General features: G+C 73.7%; 16 protein-coding genes. 15 read left to right on the top strand and 1 reads right to left on the bottom strand.

Annotated features, from left to right (window positions below):
• Nucleotides 1–255 precede the first annotated feature (255 nt).
• Together AB0L95_RS39915 and AB0L95_RS39910 are read left to right on the top strand one after the other, a co-directional pair.
• Nucleotides 256–3,828, top strand: coding sequence for a hypothetical protein (locus AB0L95_RS39915; RefSeq protein ID WP_365171248.1), 3,573 nt, complete (start codon nt 256–258; stop codon nt 3,826–3,828).
• Nucleotides 3,829–4,016: 188 nt separating this feature from the next.
• Nucleotides 4,017–4,454, top strand: coding sequence for a hypothetical protein (locus tag AB0L95_RS39910; RefSeq protein WP_365171246.1), 438 nt, complete (start codon nt 4,017–4,019; stop codon nt 4,452–4,454).
• A gap of 141 nt (nt 4,455–4,595) precedes the next feature.
• Here AB0L95_RS39910 and AB0L95_RS39905 read toward each other — a convergent pair whose 3' ends face one another.
• A complete protein-coding gene (locus AB0L95_RS39905) occupies nt 4,596–7,523 on the bottom strand; it encodes a helix-turn-helix transcriptional regulator (RefSeq protein ID WP_365171244.1) in 2,928 nt (975 codons plus the stop codon).
• Nucleotides 7,524–7,718: 195 nt separating this feature from the next.
• Here AB0L95_RS39905 and AB0L95_RS39900 point away from each other — a divergent pair, with 195 nt between their 5' ends.
• The 13 genes from AB0L95_RS39900 to AB0L95_RS39840 all read left to right on the top strand — a co-directional run.
• Nucleotides 7,719–10,538: an AAA family ATPase gene (locus tag AB0L95_RS39900; RefSeq protein WP_365171242.1), complete on the top strand. Its 2,820-nt coding sequence runs from the start codon at nt 7,719–7,721 to the stop codon at nt 10,536–10,538.
• Nucleotides 10,539–10,884: 346 nt separating this feature from the next.
• On the top strand, nt 10,885–11,136 hold the full coding sequence (locus AB0L95_RS39895) for a DNA mismatch repair protein MutS (protein WP_365171240.1): 252 nt from the start codon (nt 10,885–10,887) through the stop codon (nt 11,134–11,136).
• Nucleotides 11,137–11,160: 24 nt separating this feature from the next.
• Nucleotides 11,161–13,299 carry a hypothetical protein gene (locus AB0L95_RS39890; protein ID WP_365171238.1) on the top strand — a complete coding sequence of 713 codons (2,139 nt, stop codon included), beginning with the start codon at nt 11,161–11,163 and terminating at the stop codon, nt 13,297–13,299.
• Nucleotides 13,300–13,402: 103 nt separating this feature from the next.
• Entirely contained in the window at nt 13,403–14,047 is a 645-nt protein-coding gene (locus AB0L95_RS39885; RefSeq protein ID WP_365171236.1) for a sigma-70 family RNA polymerase sigma factor, read from the top strand.
• 367 nt (nt 14,048–14,414) lie between these two features.
• Nucleotides 14,415–15,707: a LamG-like jellyroll fold domain-containing protein gene (locus AB0L95_RS39880; protein ID WP_365171234.1), complete on the top strand. Its 1,293-nt coding sequence runs from the start codon at nt 14,415–14,417 to the stop codon at nt 15,705–15,707.
• 208 nt (nt 15,708–15,915) lie between these two features.
• Complete coding sequence (locus AB0L95_RS39875; RefSeq protein ID WP_365171232.1) at nt 15,916–18,297, top strand: hypothetical protein; 2,382 nt, start codon at nt 15,916–15,918, stop codon at nt 18,295–18,297.
• 60 nt (nt 18,298–18,357) lie between these two features.
• A complete protein-coding gene (locus AB0L95_RS39870; protein ID WP_365171230.1) occupies nt 18,358–19,575 on the top strand; it encodes a hypothetical protein in 1,218 nt (405 codons plus the stop codon).
• A 39-nt stretch (nt 19,576–19,614) separates the two neighbouring features.
• Nucleotides 19,615–20,013 carry a WXG100 family type VII secretion target gene (locus tag AB0L95_RS39865; protein ID WP_365171228.1) on the top strand — a complete coding sequence of 133 codons (399 nt, stop codon included), beginning with the start codon at nt 19,615–19,617 and terminating at the stop codon, nt 20,011–20,013.
• A gap of 55 nt (nt 20,014–20,068) precedes the next feature.
• On the top strand, nt 20,069–20,389 hold the full coding sequence (locus AB0L95_RS39860) for a WXG100 family type VII secretion target (RefSeq protein WP_365171226.1): 321 nt from the start codon (nt 20,069–20,071) through the stop codon (nt 20,387–20,389).
• 20 nt (nt 20,390–20,409) lie between these two features.
• Nucleotides 20,410–20,748 carry an EsaB/YukD family protein gene (locus tag AB0L95_RS39855; RefSeq protein WP_365171224.1) on the top strand — a complete coding sequence of 113 codons (339 nt, stop codon included), beginning with the start codon at nt 20,410–20,412 and terminating at the stop codon, nt 20,746–20,748.
• A 10-nt stretch (nt 20,749–20,758) separates the two neighbouring features.
• Complete coding sequence (locus tag AB0L95_RS39850; RefSeq protein WP_365171222.1) at nt 20,759–21,529, top strand: hypothetical protein; 771 nt, start codon at nt 20,759–20,761, stop codon at nt 21,527–21,529.
• A gap of 257 nt (nt 21,530–21,786) precedes the next feature.
• Complete coding sequence (locus tag AB0L95_RS39845) at nt 21,787–22,053, top strand: hypothetical protein (RefSeq protein ID WP_365171220.1); 267 nt, start codon at nt 21,787–21,789, stop codon at nt 22,051–22,053.
• Nucleotides 22,054–22,068: 15 nt separating this feature from the next.
• Nucleotides 22,069–22,492, top strand: a 424-nt coding sequence (locus AB0L95_RS39840; RefSeq protein WP_365171218.1) for a hypothetical protein, incomplete at its 3' end; no start/stop codon positions are given.

Here is a 22,492-nt window from a genome sequence, read left to right as displayed (position 1 = left end):
GCCGGCGTGCCGGTCGCGGCCGAGGGCGGCGACGAGGAGGTGGCCGCGCCGTCCGATGTGGAACTGCAATACCCGGCGGACGAGTTCTGGAACACACCCAGTAGGCCCGCGGTTGACGGTCAGCAGTGGTGGTATGACGACGGGGACACTGCTACTGGGACTCCTTCGGCGCCGAAGCCGCAGGGGAGTCCTCTGGAGGGGGGTCGCCGGCCTTCCGGGCCGGGCTCGGCCCAGTCCCGGGTCGGTCGGCCCGGGATGACATCCGGTGGCCTGGCCAGCCAGGCCGGCTCGGGCGAGGGCAGCGACTGGGCAGTCACGCTGCCGGACTGGGCTGTCGGTGTCGCGGAAAAGCGCGCTGCGCTGCTCGAACTTCCCCAGGATGGCGCCAGAGAAGTCGAGTTCCGCGAAGCCTTCACGAAACTCGATCAGGCTTTGGCCGGCATTGGGGACGACGCTTACGGAGGCCTTGCCGCTGGGAAGGATGCCCGCTACCTGCGCGCGGCCCTGAAGTTCTACGTCGGCTTTGGGCACCTGAACGTTGAGCCGGACCAAACAGTGACTTTGGACGGTCCGGACCAAACAGTGACTTTGGACGGTGAGGAGGTGCCCCTGCCCCTGGGCGAGTGGCTGCTGCAACTCCGCCGCGAGCCCGACGGCCTCGACGCGCACCAGGTTTGGGTCAAGCCGGTCCTGGCGGCGTGGGGCGTGGACTGGGGGGCGGCTCGAACGTCGGCTGGAGGTGGGGCCGTCGGCGGGGAGGGCGGCTCTACGGAGGGGCTGGCGGAGAGGTTGGGGACGTGGGCGGAAGCGGTGGCCGGGGCCTACGGCGGGGAGCGCTGGAGCGGGGAGGCCCGCGGTGCTTTTGAGCGGCTCGAGCGGGGGCTGGGCGGTGTCCTGGCCGGTCTTTCCGACACTGTTCCCCGCTATCTGCGCGCGGCCCTGAAGTTCTACCTCGAGAACGGGCATGTGAACGCCCCAAGGGATAAACCAGTGGTCCTGGCCGACGGCCCCGTACACCTGGGCGACTGGCTGTACAACCTTCGCCGCGGCCGGGGTGCGGGTCGGGGCTTGGTGGAGCCGTTCCTGACGGCGCTGGGCTGGGGCGACGAGGGAGCGGTTCGGGCTGCGCGGGAGCGGCTGGCGAAGTGGTGGGGGTCGCTGGCGAAAGCGGTGGCCGATGCCTACGGCCCGAACCCGAACAGTGACGAGACGCACCGTGCTGTCGAGGCATTCGCGGGGGATCTGGGCATTGGCTGGGACGGCCCTTCCGGCCAGGTTGCGGGCCACCTGCGCGCGGCTTTGGCGCACTACCTCGAGAACGACGGGGATGTGAACGCCCCAGTGCGTACGAAGCTGGGCCAGTGGCAGGCCGACCTTCGCAGCAGACCCGGCCCGCACCGGGACTTGGCGTGGCGGTCCATGACGGCGCTGGGCATGCGCTGGGAGAAGTTCCGAGATCTGGGCATGGGCATGCCATGGCCGGATGCGCGCGTACTGCCTGGGGAGGGCGCGGGCCCGGCCGCTTCGGTGGAGCAGCCTGCGATGTCCGGCGGGGAGGGCGGCGATGCTGACCTGGGTTACGACTTGCTGGGCTGGCTGTCCGGACCAGGCGGGGCGCAGGCCTCGGAGCCGGGTCTTGCTCCGGATGCCGGCCCGCCGATAGTCGGCCAGGACGTCCAGTCCGACCTCGCAAGCCGGCCGCACTCCGTCGAGCAGGACGTCATACAGCCCGGACCGATGAACCAGACCGGCCCGGAATCCTTCGACGACACGACCGTGCACGAGTTCATGGAGGTGGACTCGCCCGGCGGAAACGGCCTGGACGGCCTGGACGGTATGTACGGCCTGGACGGTATGGGAGTTCCGGGTGACGACTTCCCTGGAGGGGTGCTGTCGCTGGACGGCGGCGTCTTCGGCGCAGGCGTGAACCCAGCGGTTACGTTCGATCCGTTCTCTCAAGACGAGGACTTGCTGGGCTGGCTGTCCGGACCAGGCGGGGCGCAGGCCCCGGAGCCGGGTCTTGCTCCGGATGCCGGCCCGCCGATAGTCGGCCAGGACGTCCAGCCCGACCTCCCAAGCCGGCCGCACTTCGTCCAGGAGGACGTCATGCAGCCCGGACCGATGAACCAGACCGGCCCGGAATCCTTCGACGGCACGCTCCCGCACGAGCTCATGGAGGTGGACCAGCCTGGCGAAAACGGGGGTGAATCTTTCATCGAGCGTGTGGAATCGCCGGGACCGGACACGGGCAACCCGAGATCGTACCTTGACATCTTGGACGACTTGGTCGACTTGGTCGACTTGGATGACCAGGAAGGCCAGGACTTCCTGTTCGGTACGACCGTGCACCAGTTCATGGAATGGGATCCATCCCACCAGAACCAGCAGGGACACTTCGCTGAGCCGGCGGCGCCCCTGATATTGGAAACGGGCAACCCGGGATTCGGGGTGCAGGGACCCCCGGTCGACGCGGTACACGGGAATCGGGTGGTTTGGCGGGGCGTCCAGCAGGACCTTCTTCCCGGCAGCGACCGCGCACCCCACGACCTCACACCGGGCCCACAGAACGACAGTACGGGGATCGACGCCGTCGGCGGGGAGGGCGGCGCTACGGAGGAGCTGGCGGAGAGGTTGAAGACGTGGGCGGAAGCGGTGGCCGGGGCCTACGGCGGGGAGCGCTGGAGCGGGGAGGCCCGCGGTGCTTTTGAGCGGCTCGAGGGGGAGCTGGGCGGTGTCCTGGCCGGTCTTTCCGGCAATGTTCTCCGCTATCTGCGCGCGGCCCTGAAGTTCTACCTCGATAACGGGCATGTGAACGCCGCAGCGGGTAGACCAGTGGTCCTGGCCGACGGCCCCGTAAACCTGGGCGACTGGCTGCGCGGCCTTCGCCGCGACGAGGGTGCGGGTCGGGGCTTGGTGGAGCCGTTCCTGACGGCGCTGGGCTGGGGCGACGAGGGAGCGGTTCGGGCTGCGCGGGAGCTGCTGGCGAAGTGGTGGGGGTCGCTGGCGAAAGCGGTGGCCGATGCCTACGTCCGGGACCCGGACAGTGACGAGAGGCACCATGCTGTCGCGAAATTCGAGGCGGAGCTGGGCGTTGACCGGGACCGCCGTTACAACCAGGTTGCCGGCCACCTGCGCGCGGCTTTGGCGCACTACCTCGAGAACAACGGGGATGTGAACGCCCCAAAGCCTACGACGCTGGGCGTGTGGCAGGCCGACCTTCGCAGCAATCCCAGCCCGCGCCGGGACTTGGCGGGGCCGTCCATGACGGCGCTGGGCATGCGCTGGGAGAGGATCCGAGGTGTGGGTATGGGCATGCCATGGCCGGATGAGGGCGGCGATGCTGACCTCAGGTCTGTGAGAGAAGCCAGGCTTGTGAGAGATCCGGGAGCGCCGGAAGGGGACCTGACGCATCCCGAGTGGGACCTCACCCAGCCAGAGTGGGATCTGATAAAGGACCCCCTTGAGGAGGCCGTTCCTAAGGTCGCTCCTCGAGACGTGCGACGCTATTTCGACGCGGTGATGTACCGCGGCCGGAATGGCCTCGCCATGAAAGCCGAGGTGCCGCGTGACCCTGATCGGTACCACGCTAAAGAAGCGGGCACCAAGCAGTTCTACACGTGGGCGCGGGCAGGGGCGTTGCGCAAGGTGTGGATTATTGTTAGCGACAACCCAGAGGTGCATCACGTAGTGCAGGATGCGGTGAAAGCGGTGTTCGGCGTGGCGGAGGATTACCTGGACAGAGAACGTCTTAAATCCATCCCATCCGTGACCAGGGGCGCCGCGCAACCGTCGGCGCAAGGAAATTCGGACGGCGACGAGGCGCGATGACAGGGTCGCGCCGCCCATCCGCCGCGCGCCGGCCGAGTGCGCCGGCCGGGCTCACCACGCCTCGCCACTGCGACGGCGGCCGGCGGAGCGAGGAGAAGTGAGCATGGCGAGCACCACAGTGCGGAACCGTCCCGGGCGGAGACCGGGACCGCTCCGGTGCGCCGGGACGGCAGTCCTACCGCTTCGAGATGGTCCACGACGGCGGGAACCGGCGCACCTTCGCGGACCGGCCGGCCGAGCTGCTCGCCGCGCTGATTCCCGGCTACGCGTGCCCGGCCGACCCGGTGGCCGCCGCCAGGGACTGGATCCGGCATGCGGTCCGTACCCAGGTGGCCGTCCAGGCGGCGATCAACGTTGAGGCCGGGGAGGCCGGCTGCACCCCGCAACGGCTGGAGGTGCTGGGCGGCGACCGGACGCGGCAACCCGAGCTGACCGAGTGGTCTGCCCCGGTGCCGCTCGTGCTCGTCGACTGCTTCTACGCGCCGGTCACCGGGACGCCCGTCCCGGAGCCGGTACCGCCCGCCGAGATCCGGTGGCTGCGTACCCGTTCCGAGTGGGAGTACCTGCGGTCGCTGGCCGGGCTCGGCGTCATCGTGCTCGCCGAGCGGTCCGGGAGGCGTCCGTAAGGGGGGTGAGCCGGCCGCCGCGTCGGGGGCGCCGGCGCGTCGCGGGTCCGGCGCACGGTCGCCTCACCGGGCGCCCGGCAGGGCCGGTCCGGAAACCCGGGTGCGAGCGATGCGCTCCGGCGCGGCCGGTGGCCGGGGCGTTCAGGGGCGCACGTCCGTGAGTGGCCTGCCGGTGAGAACGGCCTTCACCACCTCCGTGCGCGAGCGCAGCCCGGTCCGCGCGAACAGCCGCGTCAGGCGGTTGGCGACGGCGTCCTCGCTGAGCCCCAGCACGGTCGCGATATGACGGTTGGTGAGTCCCTCGGCGAGCAGGGTGGCCAGTATCTGCTCGTTCTCCGAGGTGGCCTGCTTGCGGCCGGGCACCGTCCTCCCCGCCTCACGCATCGCGGCCCGGGTACGGAAACGCCACAGCGCGCAGCCGATCTCGCCGAAGAGTTCGTACGCCTCCAGCAGCGCGTCGGCCGGGCCCGCACCCGCGGCAGCCGCGGTCAGCAGCGTGACCGCCGTCTCGAAGGGCTGGGCGCGGGAGCGGGCCAGCTCCACCGCATCCAGGAGCCGCCGCCGGGCCTCGTCCGGGCGGTCCCGGGTGAGGCGGGCCGAACCCAGCAGGTGCAGCAGGCGTGCCCGGCCGTTGCCCGTCCGGTCGACGATCCGTTCGACGCGTCGCAGACAGACCGCCGCCTCGTCGAGCCGGCCCTCGTCCGCCAGGAGGGCGGCGAGGGCGGCCCACAGCTCGTCCGTTCCGTGGACGTGATCGCGTGCGTCGGCCGACGCCAGGCCGCGCCGCAACGCCAGTTCGGCCCCGGCCGGGTTCCCGAGGGTCCGCAGCACCTCGGCCTCGGCGTGGTCGAGGGACGCCTCCAGCGGACCGTCCCGCCTGCCGCGCGCGGCGTCGATCAGGCGCGTGGCGCCGGTTGTCCGCCCCTGGGCCAGCAGGATGCCCGCCATCCGCGCGGTGAGCAGGTGGTGGTTGACCGTCGGGTGGACCACCTGGTGATGCGCGACCATCCTCCGGGCCCGCGCCAGCGCGTCGTCCCACCGGCCCTGGAGGTGCGAGACCAGGAAACGGGTGTAGGGGGGAAGGGACGCGTGGTCCAATCCGCGGCCGGCCAGCAGGGCCGTCGCACCGGACAGGTCGCGGGCGTCGAGCAGCCGGTCGGCCTGGACCAGTGTCACCGTGTACAGCGTGTCCGGCGGCAGACCACGCATCGGCAGGGCCAGGTCGCGCTCGAACCGTTCGGGCCTGCCCGACACCAGTTCGGCGACGGACTGGTACAACCGCGGCAGCAACCGGCCGAGCGGGTCGGTGTCCCACACCGCCTCGGTCGCCGCCAGCAGGTCCAGCGCCTCCTGCCACCTCTCCGTCAGGCACAGTGCCAAGACCCGCCCCGGCACCACGGCCAGGTCGGGCAGGCGCAACGACTCCCACCACTGGGGGGAGGCGATCTGCGACAGACGGGGCCCGCCGTCCTCGGCCGCGATCGAGCCCACCAGCAGGCTGGCGGCGTCCTGGAGCGTCACCGCGGTGAGGCCTTCGTCGGGGCTGCGCAGAATCGCCTCCGTGGCGTTCCGGACGGTCAGGTGGTCGCCCGTCACGTAGGCGGCCTTTGCGTACCGCAGCAACGCCAGTTCGCGGGTGGCGGGCTCCTCGATGAGACGGAGGGCCGCCCGCAGCCACCGCAGCATCCCGAGACCCTCGGGGTCGGGATGCAGCCGTTGCGCGGCGGACGACAGCTCCCGCACGGCACGTTCGCGGTCGACCCGGCTGCCGGCGTCGGCGATCCGGTCCGGCAGATACGTCCGCGCGTCCGCCTCCTCGACGAGAGCCGCCGCCCCCGGCTCCCCGTCCCCGGCGTCCGCTGCGTCCTGGGCCGCCCACACCGCCTCCACCACGGCGGCCGACAGACGTCTTCGCTCCAGCGGCCCCAGACGCTCCCGGACCGCGTGCTCCACCAGCGGGGCGCGGAACCGCCAGCCGCGCACGGGCTCGCCGTCCGCGGCGGGCAGTTCGTCCAGGATCCCCGCGGCGACCAGGCGGCGGACGCCGTCGTCGACCTCCTCGCCGGACAGCCCGGTCGAACGGGCCACCAGCGCGGCCGCCCGGCGGCCGAGCGGCCACAGGACGCTGAGTGCCCCGGCCACCGTCCGGCGGGGCTCGCCCAGTGCGTGCAGGGCCGCCAGGTAGCGGTCGTCGTCAGGCAGCGCCGGCACCGCGGCGCCGGTGTCGAGGAAGGCGTGCCCGTCGGCCACCCGGATCGCGCCCTGCCGGGACCACCCCGTCAGCAGCGCCTCGACGACCGCGGGTATGCCCCGGGTGAGCTGGTACGCCTGCCGCGCCAGGAGGGTGTCGGGCGCCGCCTTCACCCGCAGGGCGACCAACTCGGCGACCTCCCGCGGCGCCAGACGGGGCAGGACGATCGTGCGCGACGCGGCGCTGTCCGCCATCGGCTCCAGCGGGCCGGTCCCGTGCGGGAGTTCCGTCGGGAGTTCCGTCGGGAGCGCGTCGGCCACGGCGTCGTGCCGCACCACCGTGAGCAGCAGCCGGACGTCCGGCGCGGACCGTCCGGCGCTGATACCGCCGATGCCGCTGAGCACGGCGAGGGACGCGGCATCGGCGTACTGGGCGTCGTCCACCACCACGACCACCGGGGACACGAGGGCCAACGCGGCGTGCAGCGCGTCGGCCAGCGCCGTCCGGTCACCCCGCTCCATGGCGGCCAGCGCCTCCGCTCCCGGCCCGCCCGCCGCGCGCTGCCTGCCTGCGGCCGGACGCCGCTCCCGCGCGAGGGTCGTCAGCCGCAGCGCCACCAGCAGCGGATGCGTCTCGTCGCCCGTCACACACGTCAATGCGAGGACCGCGACGCCGTCCGCACGCAGTCCCGCGGCGACGGCGTGCGCGAACGCGCTGCGTCCCGCCCCGCGTTCACCCCGGACCAGCACCAGACGCGGACCGCCGGGAGCACGCAGACAGCGGCCGGCCTCCGTCAACTCCCGGTCCCAGCCCACCACGTGTCCGCCCGCGCGGCCCAGGTCCAAGGCGGTGCCGCCTGGGAACGACTCGCTGTCCACGCGAACGGCCACCGTCCACCCCCACCCTTCACTGCCACCTCGGCCCGCGGGCGGGAGCGCCGGCGGCCTTCGGCGGGCCCGGCGACAACCCCGCTTCAGCGCCTATCATTATGGCCGTCTCCACCGCCGCGTGGCTCGCGAGGACCCCCTGGACCACGTCCCGGCGTTCCCCGGGAGCCAGTGAAGGGAGTCGCCGTGCAACAGGACCATGCCGCCCTCGTCGGCAGGGAGAGCCAGATGCACCAGGTGGCCGAGACGCTGCGGCGGACCGGCGCGACACACACCCTGCTCGTCACCGGCCGGGCCGGGATCGGCAAGACCGCCGTGGTGGAGCAAGCCCGGCGCTCGGCGCTCCAGGAGGGCGCCAGGGTCCTGACGCCGGTGTGGGAGGACGGACCGCCCGGTGTGGCGGCCCTCACCGACGCCGTCTGCGGCCTGCTGGCGAGGATCCACGACGGCCGGCTGCCGCTGCGCATCACCGCCGTGCGCCGGGCGCAGAGGGAGATGGGTGGGTCGGCCGCCGGCGAACTGGCGCTGCTGTCCACCATGGGCGAGACACTCGCCGACGCGGCCCACCACGTACCCTTCGCCCTGCTCATCGACGACGCCGACCTGATACCGGCGCAGACGGCCGCCGCACTCCAACTGATGCTGCGCGTCTTCCGCCCGGCGGGCCTGCCGGTGGTACTGGCCGGCCGGCCGGCACCACCGGGGTACGCCGGCTACGCCGGGCCGGCGGGGGCCGACGAGGTGCTCGATCTGCCGCCCCTGCGGCCGGAGGAGGTCACGGCCCTCGTCGCGCAACGGCTCGGACGGCCGGTCGAACCCGCGCTGGTGGCCGCGGTGTCGCGTGCCCTCGGACCCCTGGCCGGGAACCCGGCCGCCGTGCTGTCGGTGCTCGGTGTGCTGGACGAAAGCGGCGGTCTGCTCGAACTGGACGGCCGGGTCGGCCTGGCCGAACCGGACGGTCGCCTGCGCCTGACCACCGACACGGCGGAACTGGGACGGCTGGGCTGGCCCGATACCCCGCCGGACACAGACCTGATCGAGGATGCCGCCGTCCTCGCCCGCATGACACAGAGCGCCGAACTGCGGCTGGACGACCTGCCCGGTCTCGGACCGCTCGGCACCCTGGACCGGACGGTGGACCGGCTGGTCGGGGACGGGGTGCTGACCATCGATCCGGACGGGAGGCTGTCGTTCGCCGTGCCCGCGCTCGCGGCGGCACTGCGGACGCTGTCGGCCGATGGCTACGTGCGGGCGATGCACGCCTGTGTCGCCCGGGCGGTGACCGACCGGCTGGGCCCCGACATCGCGGGCGCCGCCCATCCCCGCCTGGCCGGCCACGTGGAGGCCGCCGGAGCCCTGCTGGACGACGAGCCGGCGGTGCGACTGCTGCTGGCCGCGGCCCGCAAAGATTCCGGCGCCGACCAGGCACGGGCCGCCCGCTCCTACCGGGCGGCCCTGCGCCGTCTGCCGCCGGAGGACCGCAGGACGCCCGGCGTGCTGCGCGAGGCGGCCGCGCTCAGCCTGCGGTACGCCGACCACGCCGGCGTCCTGGAGCGCGAGGAGCCGCTGCTGGCCTGTCTGAGGGCGCCGGACCACACCGGCCTGGAGAGCCTGGAGTTCGCCACCGGGGCCTGGATGCTGGCCTCGCTGCACGAGCACCGTTCCCCCTACGCCGACGGCGGCGCCGCGGGCTTCGGCGAGGCGCTGCGCCGGATGCCGCAGGACGCCACGCTGGCCGCACTGGGCGGTCTGTACGGCATCGGTCCCCTCGCGCCCCGGCCGGCGGCCGCCGAACTCCGGTCCGCCGACGACCGGACCATCGGCTCCGGTCCGCTGCCGTCGGCGGCGGAACTGCGGTTGCTGACCGCGGCGGTGGGCGGCCGGGTGGAACTGGAAAAGGCGTGGCGGAACCTGCCGCCCGGCACAGTGGGCAGGGCCGCGGTGGGCCGACTGCGCAACGCCGCCGCGTACGGCGACCTGGCGGGCGCCCTGGAGGCCGTGCTGCAGGATCGGTACATCGGCGCCGGCCACAGCGCCGCCATCCGGTACCACGCCATGGTCCGCGACTACCTCAGCGGGTACTGGGACGGCGCCCTGGCGCGGGCCCGGGGGATCGAGAGGAGGGGGCGGGCCGAAGGCGTCCCGGGGGTGGGGCACTTGGCGAGGGCGCTGGCGGCTGACATCCACCTGTTCCGCGGCGACGTCGGGCGGGCCCGCGAGTGGCTCGACCTCGTTCCCGACACCATCACACACCCGCTGGTGGCGCGGGTCCGGATGGGTGCGCGGTACTGGTCGGGGCAGCGGGACGAGGCGCTGGAGCAGGGGTGGCGCGACGTGGAGCGGGCACGTAGGAGCGGTCTGCTCATGGGCGTCGATTCGCTACTGCTGCGCATCCTGATGTTCGCCGCGGAGAGCAGGGGGCCGTCCGCGTGGCGGGCCCTGGGAGAGCTGGAGGCACTGCACGAGGAGGCGGCCACCAGCATGACGCGCGAGGCGGTGCTCCTCGCACGGGGAGTGGTGAATCGCGACGTGGACAGCGCGCAGATCGCGTACGACCTGGTGAAGCGGCGTGGTGACGCGCTGAGGGCACTGTACTGCTGCCAGTGCCTCGCGGAAATCGGCGACGCCCCCCAGCGGTGGCTGGCCGAAGCGGCCCAGCGGGCGCACCGGCTGACGCTCGGACCGTCGGCCCGCGCCCTGATCGGCCGCTCGGCGCAGCGGCGCAACATGCCGCTGCCCAGATGGCGTTCGACCGAGGCTGGACTGAGTGAGGAGGACGTCCGGTTGATCGGCATGGTGAGCGACGGCGCCACCAACCGCCAGATAGCGGCCCGGCTGGCGTGCAGTGAGAAGACCGTGGAAAAGCGGCTGGCCAGGCTGTTCCAGCGCACCGGCCGCCGGTCCCGGGTGGAACTGGCCGCTGCCTGGCTGGACGGCACCCTGGCACCGCCGACGGAGACCGGGGAATGCTCCGAGCGGCCCGACCCGGTTCAGGGGCGAGGGTGAACCGGCGGGGGGACCAGCTGTCCGCACGGGCGACGTCCTCTCCCGTGGAGTCCGGGGCGGACGTGGCGGTCTTCACACACGTCGTCCCGCGCGGGTCGGACCCGCCGGCCGGCCCCCGACCGCGCGGTGGACGCCGACGGGCCGGGAGCGGGGGAGGGGCGGGCGCTGTCTGCGCGTGCACCAGACCGGTGTCCGTACGGGCACCGGGCGGGAGCGTCCGGCCGGAAATCGACCCCTTCGCACATGATCGTCCCATTGGTGCGGTGGTAATTTGCGGCCCTGCCCGCGGTGTGTCGCGGTGCGGCGGCGCTCACGGCTGACGTGACAACTGGGATGGGAGGCGGTGATGACCCGCACGCTCGACTCGCGTCCGCTCATCGGGAACGTGCGCCACTCCGGCGGGACGGTCCGGGAGGCCGTCGGCGGGACCGCCGCGACGAGGGCCGACCAGGGCGGGGACCCGCCCAGCGGAGGAGTGGGCGCACCTGGCCCCCGGGGTCTGGCGATGCCCGGTGGGCCTCCCCCGAAGCAGCCCGGCACGCGGGACGACGCCGATCCCTCCGACCAGGGCCGCCGCGTCGTCGTCCGACGCCCCTGAGCCGGGCCTGCGCGGAGGCAGTCGATGACGCTGTGGAGCACGGTATTCCCCCGCCGCGATCGCGGCGGTCCGGACCCGGAGCCGGACGGCGGTCCGCCGGTGCTGGTGGACCAGTTGGCCGGGCTGCTCCTGGTGCGCGTCTCCCCGGCGGACCGGCCGGGCCCGCAGGACGTGGCCGAACTCGCCGGCGAGCTGGCGGCCCGTGAGGACCCCCGGCGGATCGCGACCGTGGTCGTCGGGGCCGAGGGCCGGGCGCCGGCCACGCTGGGGCACCGCCTGTCCGACATCCTGGACACCCTCCAGGCAGACGGTGTCACGACCGTCCGCCTCGTGCTGTACGGTGCCGGCGGCGCGGTGCCGGACGACCCGCTCGCCCAGCGGATAGCCGACGCGTGGGGCTTTCGGGTGATCGCCCCAGAAGGCGAGGCGCTGATCGTGCCGGGTGGCGCGCTGTTCGCTCCCGACTCCCATGACCCCTCGCGCGGCTGGCAGTTGTTCACCCCAGGCGGCCACCCGCGGCCATTGGGCTCCCGGGACCCCGCTCCCAACTGGCAGGGCGCGTTCGGAGAGCTGGCGGCCACCGCGGCCGGCGGTTGCGTGGTCGAGCAGATACCGGCCGGTGTGCTGCTCAGGTCGCCGAGGGAGGCCCCGCCGCAACCCGGTGACCTGTGCTACGCGATGCCACCCGACCCCGACCATCCGCTGGTCGTGCTGGGCACGCCGGATCCCGCCGGCGGCGCCGGGATCCCCTCCGACGACCTGAGCGCCCTGCTCGCCGCGCTACCCGCGGACGTCCGCGGCAAGGTCCGGGTGGTCTCCGGCAGCCACCGGGACGTCCTGCCCGCCGTGCAGGAGGCCGCCGACTCGCTCGGCATCGAGGTGGAACTACTGACCAGCCTGCCGCTGCTCGCCGACGGCGAGGGGGCCGAAGGCCGCGCCGAGCCCTGCCCCGTGCTCGTCGACCGCGACGCGGTGCCGACCTGGCGGCCGTTCGCCGAGGCCGTGGTCTGCAGGCCGGCCGGCGCCGACGGCGCGGAGCCGGCCGAGCCCCGTCTGCTGCGCTGGCGGCGCCCCGTTCCCGGCATCGGGGACGACGGGCAGGGCACCGTCCATCTCTCGCAGCAGTGGCGGGTCACCGTGCTGCGGGCCGGGCTCCACCTCGGGCTCAGGGGGGAGGCGCCGCCGCCGGTGTCCGCCCTCCCGGTCACCGCGGACCGCCTCACCGTCGACATCGGATCGCCCGGCCGGCCGCTGGACGAGTCGGTCGTCCCGGTCCTGTCCCGGCTGCTGTACGACCTCGACCCCCGGCTGCGCGCGTTCATCATCCTGCGCACTCAGGGCACGTCCGCCGACGGCGGACGCCTCCTGCGCCGGGTCGCCGTCCAGCACGGCGTGCGCCTGCTGTACGCCCCGGCGCCCGCCGCCGCAACCGGAACCAGGACCGCGTTCCGCTCCGCGCTGGTGATGGCCGGGGTGGCCGACATGCCGGACCTCAGCTGGCTCGCCCCCGCGCCCTGGGCCGCCGCGGGCGCCGAGCCGGTCCGCGCCACCGCCGTCGGCGAGGTACCCGGGCCCGGCCGGGACAGCGGCGCCGTACCCGCCGAGTACCGCGAGGACCTCGCGCGCGTCGTCAGCGCCGCCGAGGCGGGCCAGTACCGCACGGCGGCCGATCTCGCCGAGTCCCTGGACCGCCGGGTGTCCGCCGCGTACGGCGAGAACGCCCCCAGCACGCTTGAGGCCCGCCAGGTACGCGCCCACGTGGCCCGACTCGGCGGCGACAACGCGCTCGCGGCGGACCTCTACCGGGACGTGGCGGTCCGAGTGCTCGCGGCCGGCGGACCCGGTGTGGCCGAGGCCGACCGGGCCGCCGCCAATGCCGACGCCTGCTGGCGGGCGGTGCGCGACTCGGCGCGGGCCGGCGGGATGGCCGGGGACATGCTCGCCCTGCTGCGGCGCTTCCCCGCCGCCGGCCGCCGGCTGCGCGCCGCCGAGGACCACCTGGCCCGGCTCAGCGAACCGTCGGCCGGCGCACCCCACCGAGCGGTCGCGGTGTCCGCGCCGACGCGGCCCGCGGACGGCGGCGCCACCGAGCGCTCGTCCGCCCCGGATGGTACCGGCGCCCCGGCGGAGCAGGCGGCCGGCGAGATGGCGGCGTACGGCTGAGCCCGCGCCCCCGTCCGCCGCCGGTCCTGAACCCGGGAGCTGCTCCGGGGCGGTCGCCGCGGACGGAGGATCGACTCGACGGTCACGAACGAGGGATCAGATCATGACGGCGCCCACGGCAGAGGCACAGGCTTCTCCCACCACCGCCCCGCGTTCCGCCGAGGAGTGGATGGGGATGCTCTACGAGCTCCACGAGGCCTCGCTGATGCGCAGCCTGCTCGGGTGGACCCGTGGCGACCGCCAAGCCGCCGAGGACCTCCTGCAGGAGACCATGCTGCGTGCCTGGCGCAACCTGGACGTGCTGTACGAGGACCCCCGTTCGGTCCGCCCCTGGCTGCTGACCGTCTCCCGGCGGCTGGCCATCGACTTCCTGCGGGCCCGCGCCGCCCGGCCCACCGAGGTCGAGGACGACCCGTTGGAGCACATACCCGAGTCCGCCCAGCCCTACGAGCAGATCCTCGACCGGGAGGTGCTGCGCGGCGCGCTCGCCGGGCTGTCCGACACCCACCGGGCGGTCCTGGCCCAGGTCTACGTGTTCCAACGCCCGGTGCGCCAGGCGGCCCAGCTGCTCAAGGTGCCCGAGGGAACGGTCAAGTCCCGCACCCACAACGCCCTGCGGGCCCTGCGCGAGGCGCTCGGCGACCGGATGGGAGAGGTCTCCCGGCGGTCCGCCGCGGAGTGCTGCGGTGGCCGAACGCACAGGGTCAGGCCGCATTCGGGCACCCCATCGCGGCCCGAATGTCGCTGAACTGGCCGGACGCCGCGGTGAAACGGGCACGTACCAGACCGTTTCCGTGTCCTCGCGGACAGTCGCGTGGGCCCCTGGGCCCGGTATGACTCTCCATCGAGCGCGTTCGGGCACCCGTTGCCCGAACGGTCTCGTCGACGGTCTCCGTACGGTCGAGGACGGCGCGAGGCGGGGACGCACACCATGCGGCAACCGCGTCTCGTCCCGCCCCCGACCGAGCGGAGGACGCGGGCCCCCACCGGGGTGGTTCACTCCGGTCGGAGGGGCGAATCCCGGACCGGAGTGAACCATTCGGCGCCGCCGTCCGTAGCTTCTCACGCGTTGTGCGGATGATCATTCCGACCGACGGAGTGCGAGGGAGGACGCAGTGGCCGCATTGCAGCAGGACAAGGGCTCCGGCGGGGGGCAGGGACCGGTGATCCGGCGTGCCGTCGCCGCGCCGACGGTGGAGTTCAATCCCGGGGAGGGGTTCTCCCCGTTGCCCGCCACCGAGCCGTCGACCGGGGCACCGGCCGTCGAGCGGCCCGCCGTTCCCGCCGGACCCGTCTCCGCGATCGCGTCCCGGTCGGCGGCGCCGCGGACCCAGCGGCTGGAACTCGCGGGACCGCCGTCCGCCGGGCCGGTGCTGCACGAGCTGGCCGCCGGCGGCCAGGAACCGCCGGAGCAGGAGCCGCGGGCCCGCGAGCCGCGCTCGGCCCGCTCGCGCGGCGCGCTCGTGGTCGCGGCGGCCGTGGCCGGCACGGCGCTCGTCGCGGCCCCGTTCCTCATCACCAGTGGCGACAGCAGCTCCCACTCCAGGGACACCGCCGACTTCTCGCACGTCCCGCAGATGCCGTTGACCACCTCGCACATTCCCGGGCAGCAGCCCCTGAGGCCTTTGGAGCACTCCTCCGCCTCGCCGTCGACGAAGCCCTCGGCCGAGAAGAAGTCCTCGGCCGAGAAGAAGCCGTCGGCCGTGGAGAAGCCCTCGGCGGTGGAGAAGCACACGGCCCCCCGCACCGCCCCGGTGACAGCGGCGACCCACCCGGCCGAGCCGCACAACACGCTGCCCGCCCCCGTCGGGTCGTGGCCGCTGGACACCGCCTGGAGCGCGGGGGACAGCACTGGTGCGCGAAGCGGACGAGCCTCGAACGTCAGCTTCGACGCGAGCCAGGGCGCCTCCTTCGACGGCGCCAACAGCTCCGTTACCACCTCCGGCCCTGTCATCGCCACCGGACCCGGTGCCAGCTTCACCATCTCCGCCTGGGTCTACCTGACCAGTACCCGCACCTTCGCCACCGCCGTCAGCCAGGACGGGTCCGTCAACAGCGGCTTCTACCTGCAGTACTCGTCCCCCGAACACCGCTGGGCCTTCGCCCGGGTGACCGGCGACACCACCGGCGCCCCCGGCCACCGGGCGCTGTCCACCGCCGCCCCCACCCTCAACCAGTGGACCCACCTGGTCGGTGTCTACGACGGCGGCAGCGGCGAGTTGCGGCTGTACGTCAACGGCCGACCGCAGGGCACGACGAAGGACACCACGCCGTTCGCCGCCTCGGGGGACTTCGTCATCGGCCGCGGGCAGTTCGCCTCCCGGCCGGCGGACTGGTTCCCCGGGCGGATCAAGAACGTCAAGGCGTTCGGGCAGGCGCTCAGCGCGGCGCAGGTCGCGAGGCTGTGAGCTGATGCGCCCGCGTTTTTGCCCCGCGCGGACGGCGGTGGTCGGCGGGGGCCGCGGGCTCGCGGCGTGCCCGGTCGGGCCGCCCGGTGTCCGGGGACACCACCGCCGGGGCGCCGGCGCCGTACTCGGAGACTGAACTCGGACAGCTGACGGTCCGACTGCCACGACCCGGTCCGCGCACCGCGGAACGCCACGGAAGGAGCCACCGATGTCGCGCTGGGGGACCCTGTTTTCCCGCTGGTCGCCCCGCGGCAGGCGTTCCGCGGACGACGCCGGGCCCGCCACCGGCACCGGAGCGCTGCAGGCGTCCGTCCTGATGGACGACTATGCCACGGTGACGCTCCTGCGGTCCTCCGAGCGCGCCGTGCCCGGACCCGAGGACGCGGCGGAGCTCGCCCGGGCACTGGAGGCCGCCGCTGACCCGGTCGCCACCCTGGTCGTCGGCATGGACGGCCAGGTGCCGCCCGCGCTCTGGTCCGAACTGGGCGACCTGCTGGACCGGTTGCGGGACAGCGGCTCGCTGACCGTGCGGCTGGTGGTCTCCGGCGCCGGCGGCAACAGCCGGGGTGGGCCCGCGCTGGCCCAGCGGATATCCGACGCCTGGGGCATCCGGGTGATCGCCCCCGAGGCCACCGCGCTGCTGATACCCGGCGGCTCCCTCTTCGTGCCGGACGCCCCCGAACCGCACGGCGGCTGGCGGCTGTTCGAGCCCGGCACGCCCCCGACCCCCCTGGGGCCGCGGCAGCCCGCCCCCGGCTGGCAGTCGGCCCTCGCGGAGCTGCCCGCCCACCCGGTCCGCGACTGCGTCGTCCAGCACATCCCGGCCGGCCTGCTCATTCGGCCCCCGGGCAGCCGGACGCAGCGCCCCGGAGCCCTGTGCTATGCGGTCCCCGTCGACGCCGCCCGCCCGCTGGTGCTGGTCGGCCTGCCCGAGCCCGGCGGCGACGCGGCGGTCCCCGTGGACGACTTGGCCGCCGTGCTCGCCGCCCTGCCGCCGAAGACCCGGTCCGCGGTGCGCCTCGCCCCCGGCGCCGGCGCCGACCTGCTGCCCACCGCCCAGCAGGTCGCCGACGCGCTGGGCATCGAGGTGGAGGTGCTGACCGGGCTCCCGCTGGCCGACCCCGCCGGCGGCGCCGGCCCGGTCCTGGTGGACGGCGGCGGGCGGCCGACCTGGCGGCCCTACGCGGAGTCGGTGGCGTGCCGCCCGTCGCCCGATGCCGGCCGGCAGGAGCGCCCCGCGCCGCGCCTGGTGCGCTGGCGCCCGCCGCTGTCGGCCACCGGCCCGGCAGAGGCCGGCACCGTCCCGCTGACCGAGGGCTGGCACGCGGTTGTCACCCGCGCCGGCCTGGCGCTCGCGCCCACCGGGACCCCGGTCCGGCTGGCCGGACTTCCGGTACGGGCCGACCAGTTCGCCGTCGAACTCGTCGCCGCGCGACGGCCGCTGGACGGCCAGCATCAGGCGGCCCTGACCCGCCTGCTGACCCAACTGGAGCCCGGCGTACGGCCGTACGCGGTCCTGCACGCGCCGGGACGCACCGCCGAGGAGAGCCGCCTGCTGCGCCGGCTCGCCGTGCACTACGGCGTACGCCTGCTGTGGCCGTGGACCGCGGGGGCCGACCCCGACGCGCTGCCCGTGGTGGCCGCTGAGGCCATCGAGACCATCGAGGCCACCGAATCGGTCGAGGCCATCGAGCCCGCCGAGGCCGATCCGGTGGGCCGCCTGCCGCACGGGTTCGAGGCATACCGCGACCTCATCGGCGCGATCGTCCGGGCCGCCGACGCGGGACGGCACGACGATGCCGTCGCCCTCGCGGCCTCCCTGGAGAAGCAGGCGTTCGAGCACCACGGGCCGGACGACGCGACGGCCCTGCAGGTCCGGCAGATCCGGGCGCACGTCCTGCGGCTGGCGGGCCGGCACGCCCTGGCGGCCGCCCTCTACCGGCAGGTCGCGTTGAGCCTGCTGACCGCGCACCGCGACCTGGCGCACGAGGCCGAGAAGGCGGCGGCCAACGCCGACGCCTGCTGGCGGGCCATCCCGGAGACCGCCCTGGCCCGGCGGGTCGCGCCGGCCATCGTCACGATACGGCGCAGGATCCCCGGCCCCGAAGGGCGCCCGCTGCGGGCCGCCGAGCGCTACCGGGCCCAACTCGACGCCGCGCACGGCCAGATCCCGCCCGCGGCTGAGACCCGGGCCCTGGCCCCCGTGCCGGCCGGCACGGTCCCGCCCGACGCCGCGGATACCGCGGGCGCCACCGATACCGCGGGCGCCGCGGAGACCGGGGACGCCGCCGACGCCGCCAGTGCGGCGGACGCGGCCGAGCCCGGGGGCCGTCCCGGCCCGCCGCCGGGTACCGCGCACCCGCCGACGGGCGCCGCGCGGCAACCGGGCCCCACCGCGGATCAATCGGCCGCGATCGCGCACCAACCCGCTCCCGCGGCGCGGCAGGCCGCCGCCTCCGGGCCGGAACCGGCGGCGGCACCGCGGCCGTCCAGGGCCGGCGGCGGCCTGCTCGTGCCGGAGGAGCCGGGCGGCGGATCCGGTACATCCGCCCCCACCTCGCCCTCCGCGGCGGCGGGCCGCCCACGTTGACCGGTAAGCCACCGCCCACGCCGACCGGTCAACCCACCGCAGGAACGGAAGAGATTGAGGATGGTCCAGGCGACCTCCCCCACCGCCGACGGGCACGGCGGCGCGGTACGCGTCGAGCGCCACAACGGCCTCGTCCTGCTGCGCTCGGCCGGCGACGCATCCTTCGCGCCCGAGGACGTCGCGGACCTCGCGCGCGGGCTGCGGACGGCGGGCGACCGCGCCCTGACCGTGCTGTGCGACCCCGGCGCGGCGGCCTCGGTCGACCTGTGGCCGCGGCTGCGCGACGTGCTCGACGCGCACCGCGGACCGCAGGCCGGTCCGGTCCGCCTCGCGCTGTCCGGGGCGGGTGCCGCACGCGGCGGGCAGTCGTCGGCCGCGCGGACGATCGCCGACGCCTGGCAGATCATCGTCGAGGCCCCCGTCGGCGCGGTCCTGGTCGGGCTCGGCGGAGCCCTGTCCGCGCCGCCCGGCCCCGACCGGCGTGGCGGCTGGCTGGGCCATGCCCCGGGCACCGCGCCGGTGCTCGTCGGGACCCGCTGCCCTGCATCCGGATGGCAGGCCGCGCTGGCGGCCGTCCCGCCGGCCGCCCCGAGCGGATGCGTGGCCGAGGAGATCCCGGCGGGCCTGCTCCTGCGGCCCGCCCGGGCCGCCGCGGCCGTACCGGGCGACCTGTTCCACGACGTCCCGGTGGACCAGGGCCGGGCCGTCGTCGCCGTGCTGCCCGGGGTGCCCGCGGACGACGTCCTCGCGGTGCTGGCGGCCCTGAGGACCTGCTGCCGGCCGCCCAGGCCGCCGCCGACCGGCTGGGCCACGCCCTCGAATGAGCGCCGTCGCGGCGGACGCGGGGGGCGGGGGGCTGGCCGCGCGGTCCCCGCTACGCGATCTGGTCGGTCACGGCGCGGCGCACCCGGCCGCTTCTGGACGTCCGCGGCGGCCAGGGCGGGAGCGCCCAGGACGCCCCGGAGGAGGTCGTCCTCGCGCCCGGGACGCCGTTCCGGGTGCTGGACGTGCGGCGCGGCGGGGCTTCGCCGGTCGTGCTGCTGCGCGAGCTGCCCGCCTCCGCGGCGGCCGGTCCGCGCCGGACGCCGTCCGGCGAGCCAGACCAGGCGGACCGCGCCGCGCCGGCCGCCCTGGAGGAGGCGCTGCGCGGCCGCGGCACCGCCGACCGCGGCGGCTGGCCGGACCGGTGCGCCGGGCCGGTCGGCGAGGGACCCTGACCCCCGGGCGGGGACACCCGAAGAGGGGACTGTGCGGCGGTGTGTGCCGCTGCAAGGATGACGAGGCTGGCACCCGGCCCCACCGGAGGAGGAGACACCCGTGGACTACAAGGTCACACCGGAGCAGATCCAGGTGGCGGCGCAGTCGTGTGACGGCACCGCGAAGGACGTCGCCGACGCCCTCAACAACCTGAAGTCCTACGTGGTGGGTACCGAGCAGTGGTGGCAGGGCATCCCGCAGAACACGTTCCAGGAGCTGATGCAGGAGTACGACACCTACGCCACCATGCTCCACGACGCGCTGACAGACATCGCCAGCGGTCTGCGTGGCAACTTCGTGAACTACACCGAAGCCGGGCAGAGCGACATCAACAGCATCACCAACCTGCAGAACTCGTTGGGCGGGACGGGCTTCGAGATCCCCAACTCCTTCACCGCGCAGGCCGAGCAGGGACTGCACACCGCGCAGGCCAACATGCCGACCGCCAACCTGAACTGAGAGCGCAATCCCCCCAACCTGACGTCACGTCAGTCGAGTGGATCCGGGAGCCACCGTGGCAGGCAGTGCCGAGAACGCGAACCTCATGGTCAAGGAGGAGCTCGCGGGCGTGGGAACGAAGATCAACAGCATCGCCCAGGGCATCGCCGACGAGCTCAACCGGCTGATCAACCAGCTCCAGCCGGTGCTGGACGGCTCCAACTGGAGCGGTGCGGCCGCGTTGTACTTCGAGGGCCTCCAGGCGGAGTGGAACTACGGGGCCAACGGCCTGCTCGGCCCGGACGGCGTGCTGGGCGAGATCGCCCGCGCGATGGACATCAACTGGGGTAACTACACCGAGGCCGAGTGGGCTGACGCACGCACCTGGCGGCACTGAACAACCGAGGAACAGCCGTCGTGGACGAGTACTGCCGCATCACCGTCGTCGGTAAGCCCCGGAAGGTGGACCTGGCGGTCCCCGCCGCCGCGCCCATCGTGAGTTATGTGGACAATCTGGCCAGCCTGTGCGACCAGGAGACGGCCGATATCATGCCGGCCGCCTGGACGCTGCGGGCGGCCGTCGGCAGCCCCATTGCCCAGCAGCGGTCGCTGTCCGAACTGGGCATCACCGACGGCCAGGTGCTGTACCTGCGCGACGCCGTCGCCGATGAGCTCGTCGAACCGGTCGGCCACGACATCGGCGAGCGGGTCACTGAGGCCGCTTGGTGTGCAGGTGTACGGCACGCGTCTGGATGATGGTTCGTTCTTGTCCGAGGACGGGACGCTGATGCAGAAGCCGGACGGCACGGCGGAGCACGGTCGGACGACCTCCGACGGCTACTTCCAGACCGAGCGGACCGTCGACGGGCAGACGATGTGGGGCAGCGACATCAAGGACGGCTGGATCTCCCAGGACAGCACGGTCTACATCCCGACCGGCGGCGCCCCCGAACACGGCATCAGCACCCCGGACGGCCGCTTCGCCCAGAACGGCGTCACCAAGACCCTCGGCAACGGCCAGGTGCTGTACGGCCACCAGATGGGCGGCGACTTCCTGTCCGCCGACGGGAAGACCGCCGTCCTCGCCAACGGCACGGTCCTGCAGGGCAGCTACGACGACAAGACCGGTGTCTTCACCTCCTCCACCGGCGCCACCTACGTCGTCACCGACAATGGGATCACGCCCGCCGCGATGCAGAGCGACGGCTCGTACCTGCTGGGGAACGGCCAGACGGTGATGACCCCGCGCTCGTGGGCCGTGGACGTCCCCGCGTTCCACGACGCCATGGTGTACGTGAAGCAGCAGGCCTATGCCGTCAGGGACGAGATCGACTCCCTCAGCGAGGAGTACTCAAACATCGAGTTCGTCTGGACCGGCCCCGCCGGCACCACGTTCGCCGACCTCGCCACGCGGGTCGACGACGCCGCGATGAAGCTCCAGCACCTGCCCGACGACATCATCCGGCGCATGGAGCAGAGTTACGATAAGTACGTGCAGGCGGAGAAGGACATCATCCAGAACCTTCAGGGTTACTAGGAGGCAGCGCCCAAGGTGTCTTCGCTCCCCGCGAACTACGACTCCGTCACCCTCTCGGTGGACGCCGGCAGCCCGATGGCCTCGGCCAACCGGCTCACCACGACCGCTGAGAACATCGCGACGGCGCTCAGCAACATCATGACCAGCCTGAGCGGCCTGAAGTCGGCGACGACGACGGTGCCGCGGCCCGGGCCGCGGACTTCAACGACCGTTGGAGCAAGGCCACGCGGCTGCTCTACGGGTCGAAGGCGGACGACATGGTCGACCTCATCACCAACGGCGCGTTCTACCAGCGCGATCCCGGCGCGGAGGGCGTCCTGCGGCTGCTCATCCAGGGGATCTCGGGAGCGGCGAAGAACTACTCGGCCTGCGAGGGCAACATCGCGGCCATGTTCAACAAGATGTCGGACCCCTCGGGCAGCAGCGGCTCCACCACGGACGCGCCCTGGGGCTGGTCCATGTCCGACCCGTCCAAGACGCTGCCGAACTACCACACGACCGCGATCAACGAATCCACGGCCTGAGGAATTTCTGCGCAGATGTCCGACTCGCATGGCAGCGTCCAGTTCAACCCCGATGACGTCTACACCCTGGGCCATGCCGTCATCACCTTCGGCGACCAACTGGACGAGCAGTTGGCGGCGACGGACGGTGCGCAGTTCGACCTGCTCAACGGGTCCTGGATGGGCGACGCGTCCATGGCGATGACCTTCGCCTGGGAGGACCAGGACAAAGGCACCGACGCGGGTGTCGAGGCCGAGATCATACAGGTCGTCGAGCAACTGTGGGACCTCGGTGAGGCGATCAACTACTACGCGATGCTCCGCACCGAGCAGGAGAAGACCCTCGCGAAGGAGCTGTTGGCCGGGAGTGCAGATCCCGGTGTACGTGAGTTCGTGATCTTCTCTGCGGAGGTTGGTGGCCGGCTGGCCCTGTTGTTGACTTGGGCCTTCCGGCTGTTCG

Source organism: Streptomyces sp. NPDC052036 (assembly GCF_040680495.1).
Classification (GTDB): Bacteria; Actinomycetota; Actinomycetes; order Streptomycetales; family Streptomycetaceae; genus Streptomyces.
This window is presented reverse-complemented; position numbering and strand designations above follow the sequence as displayed.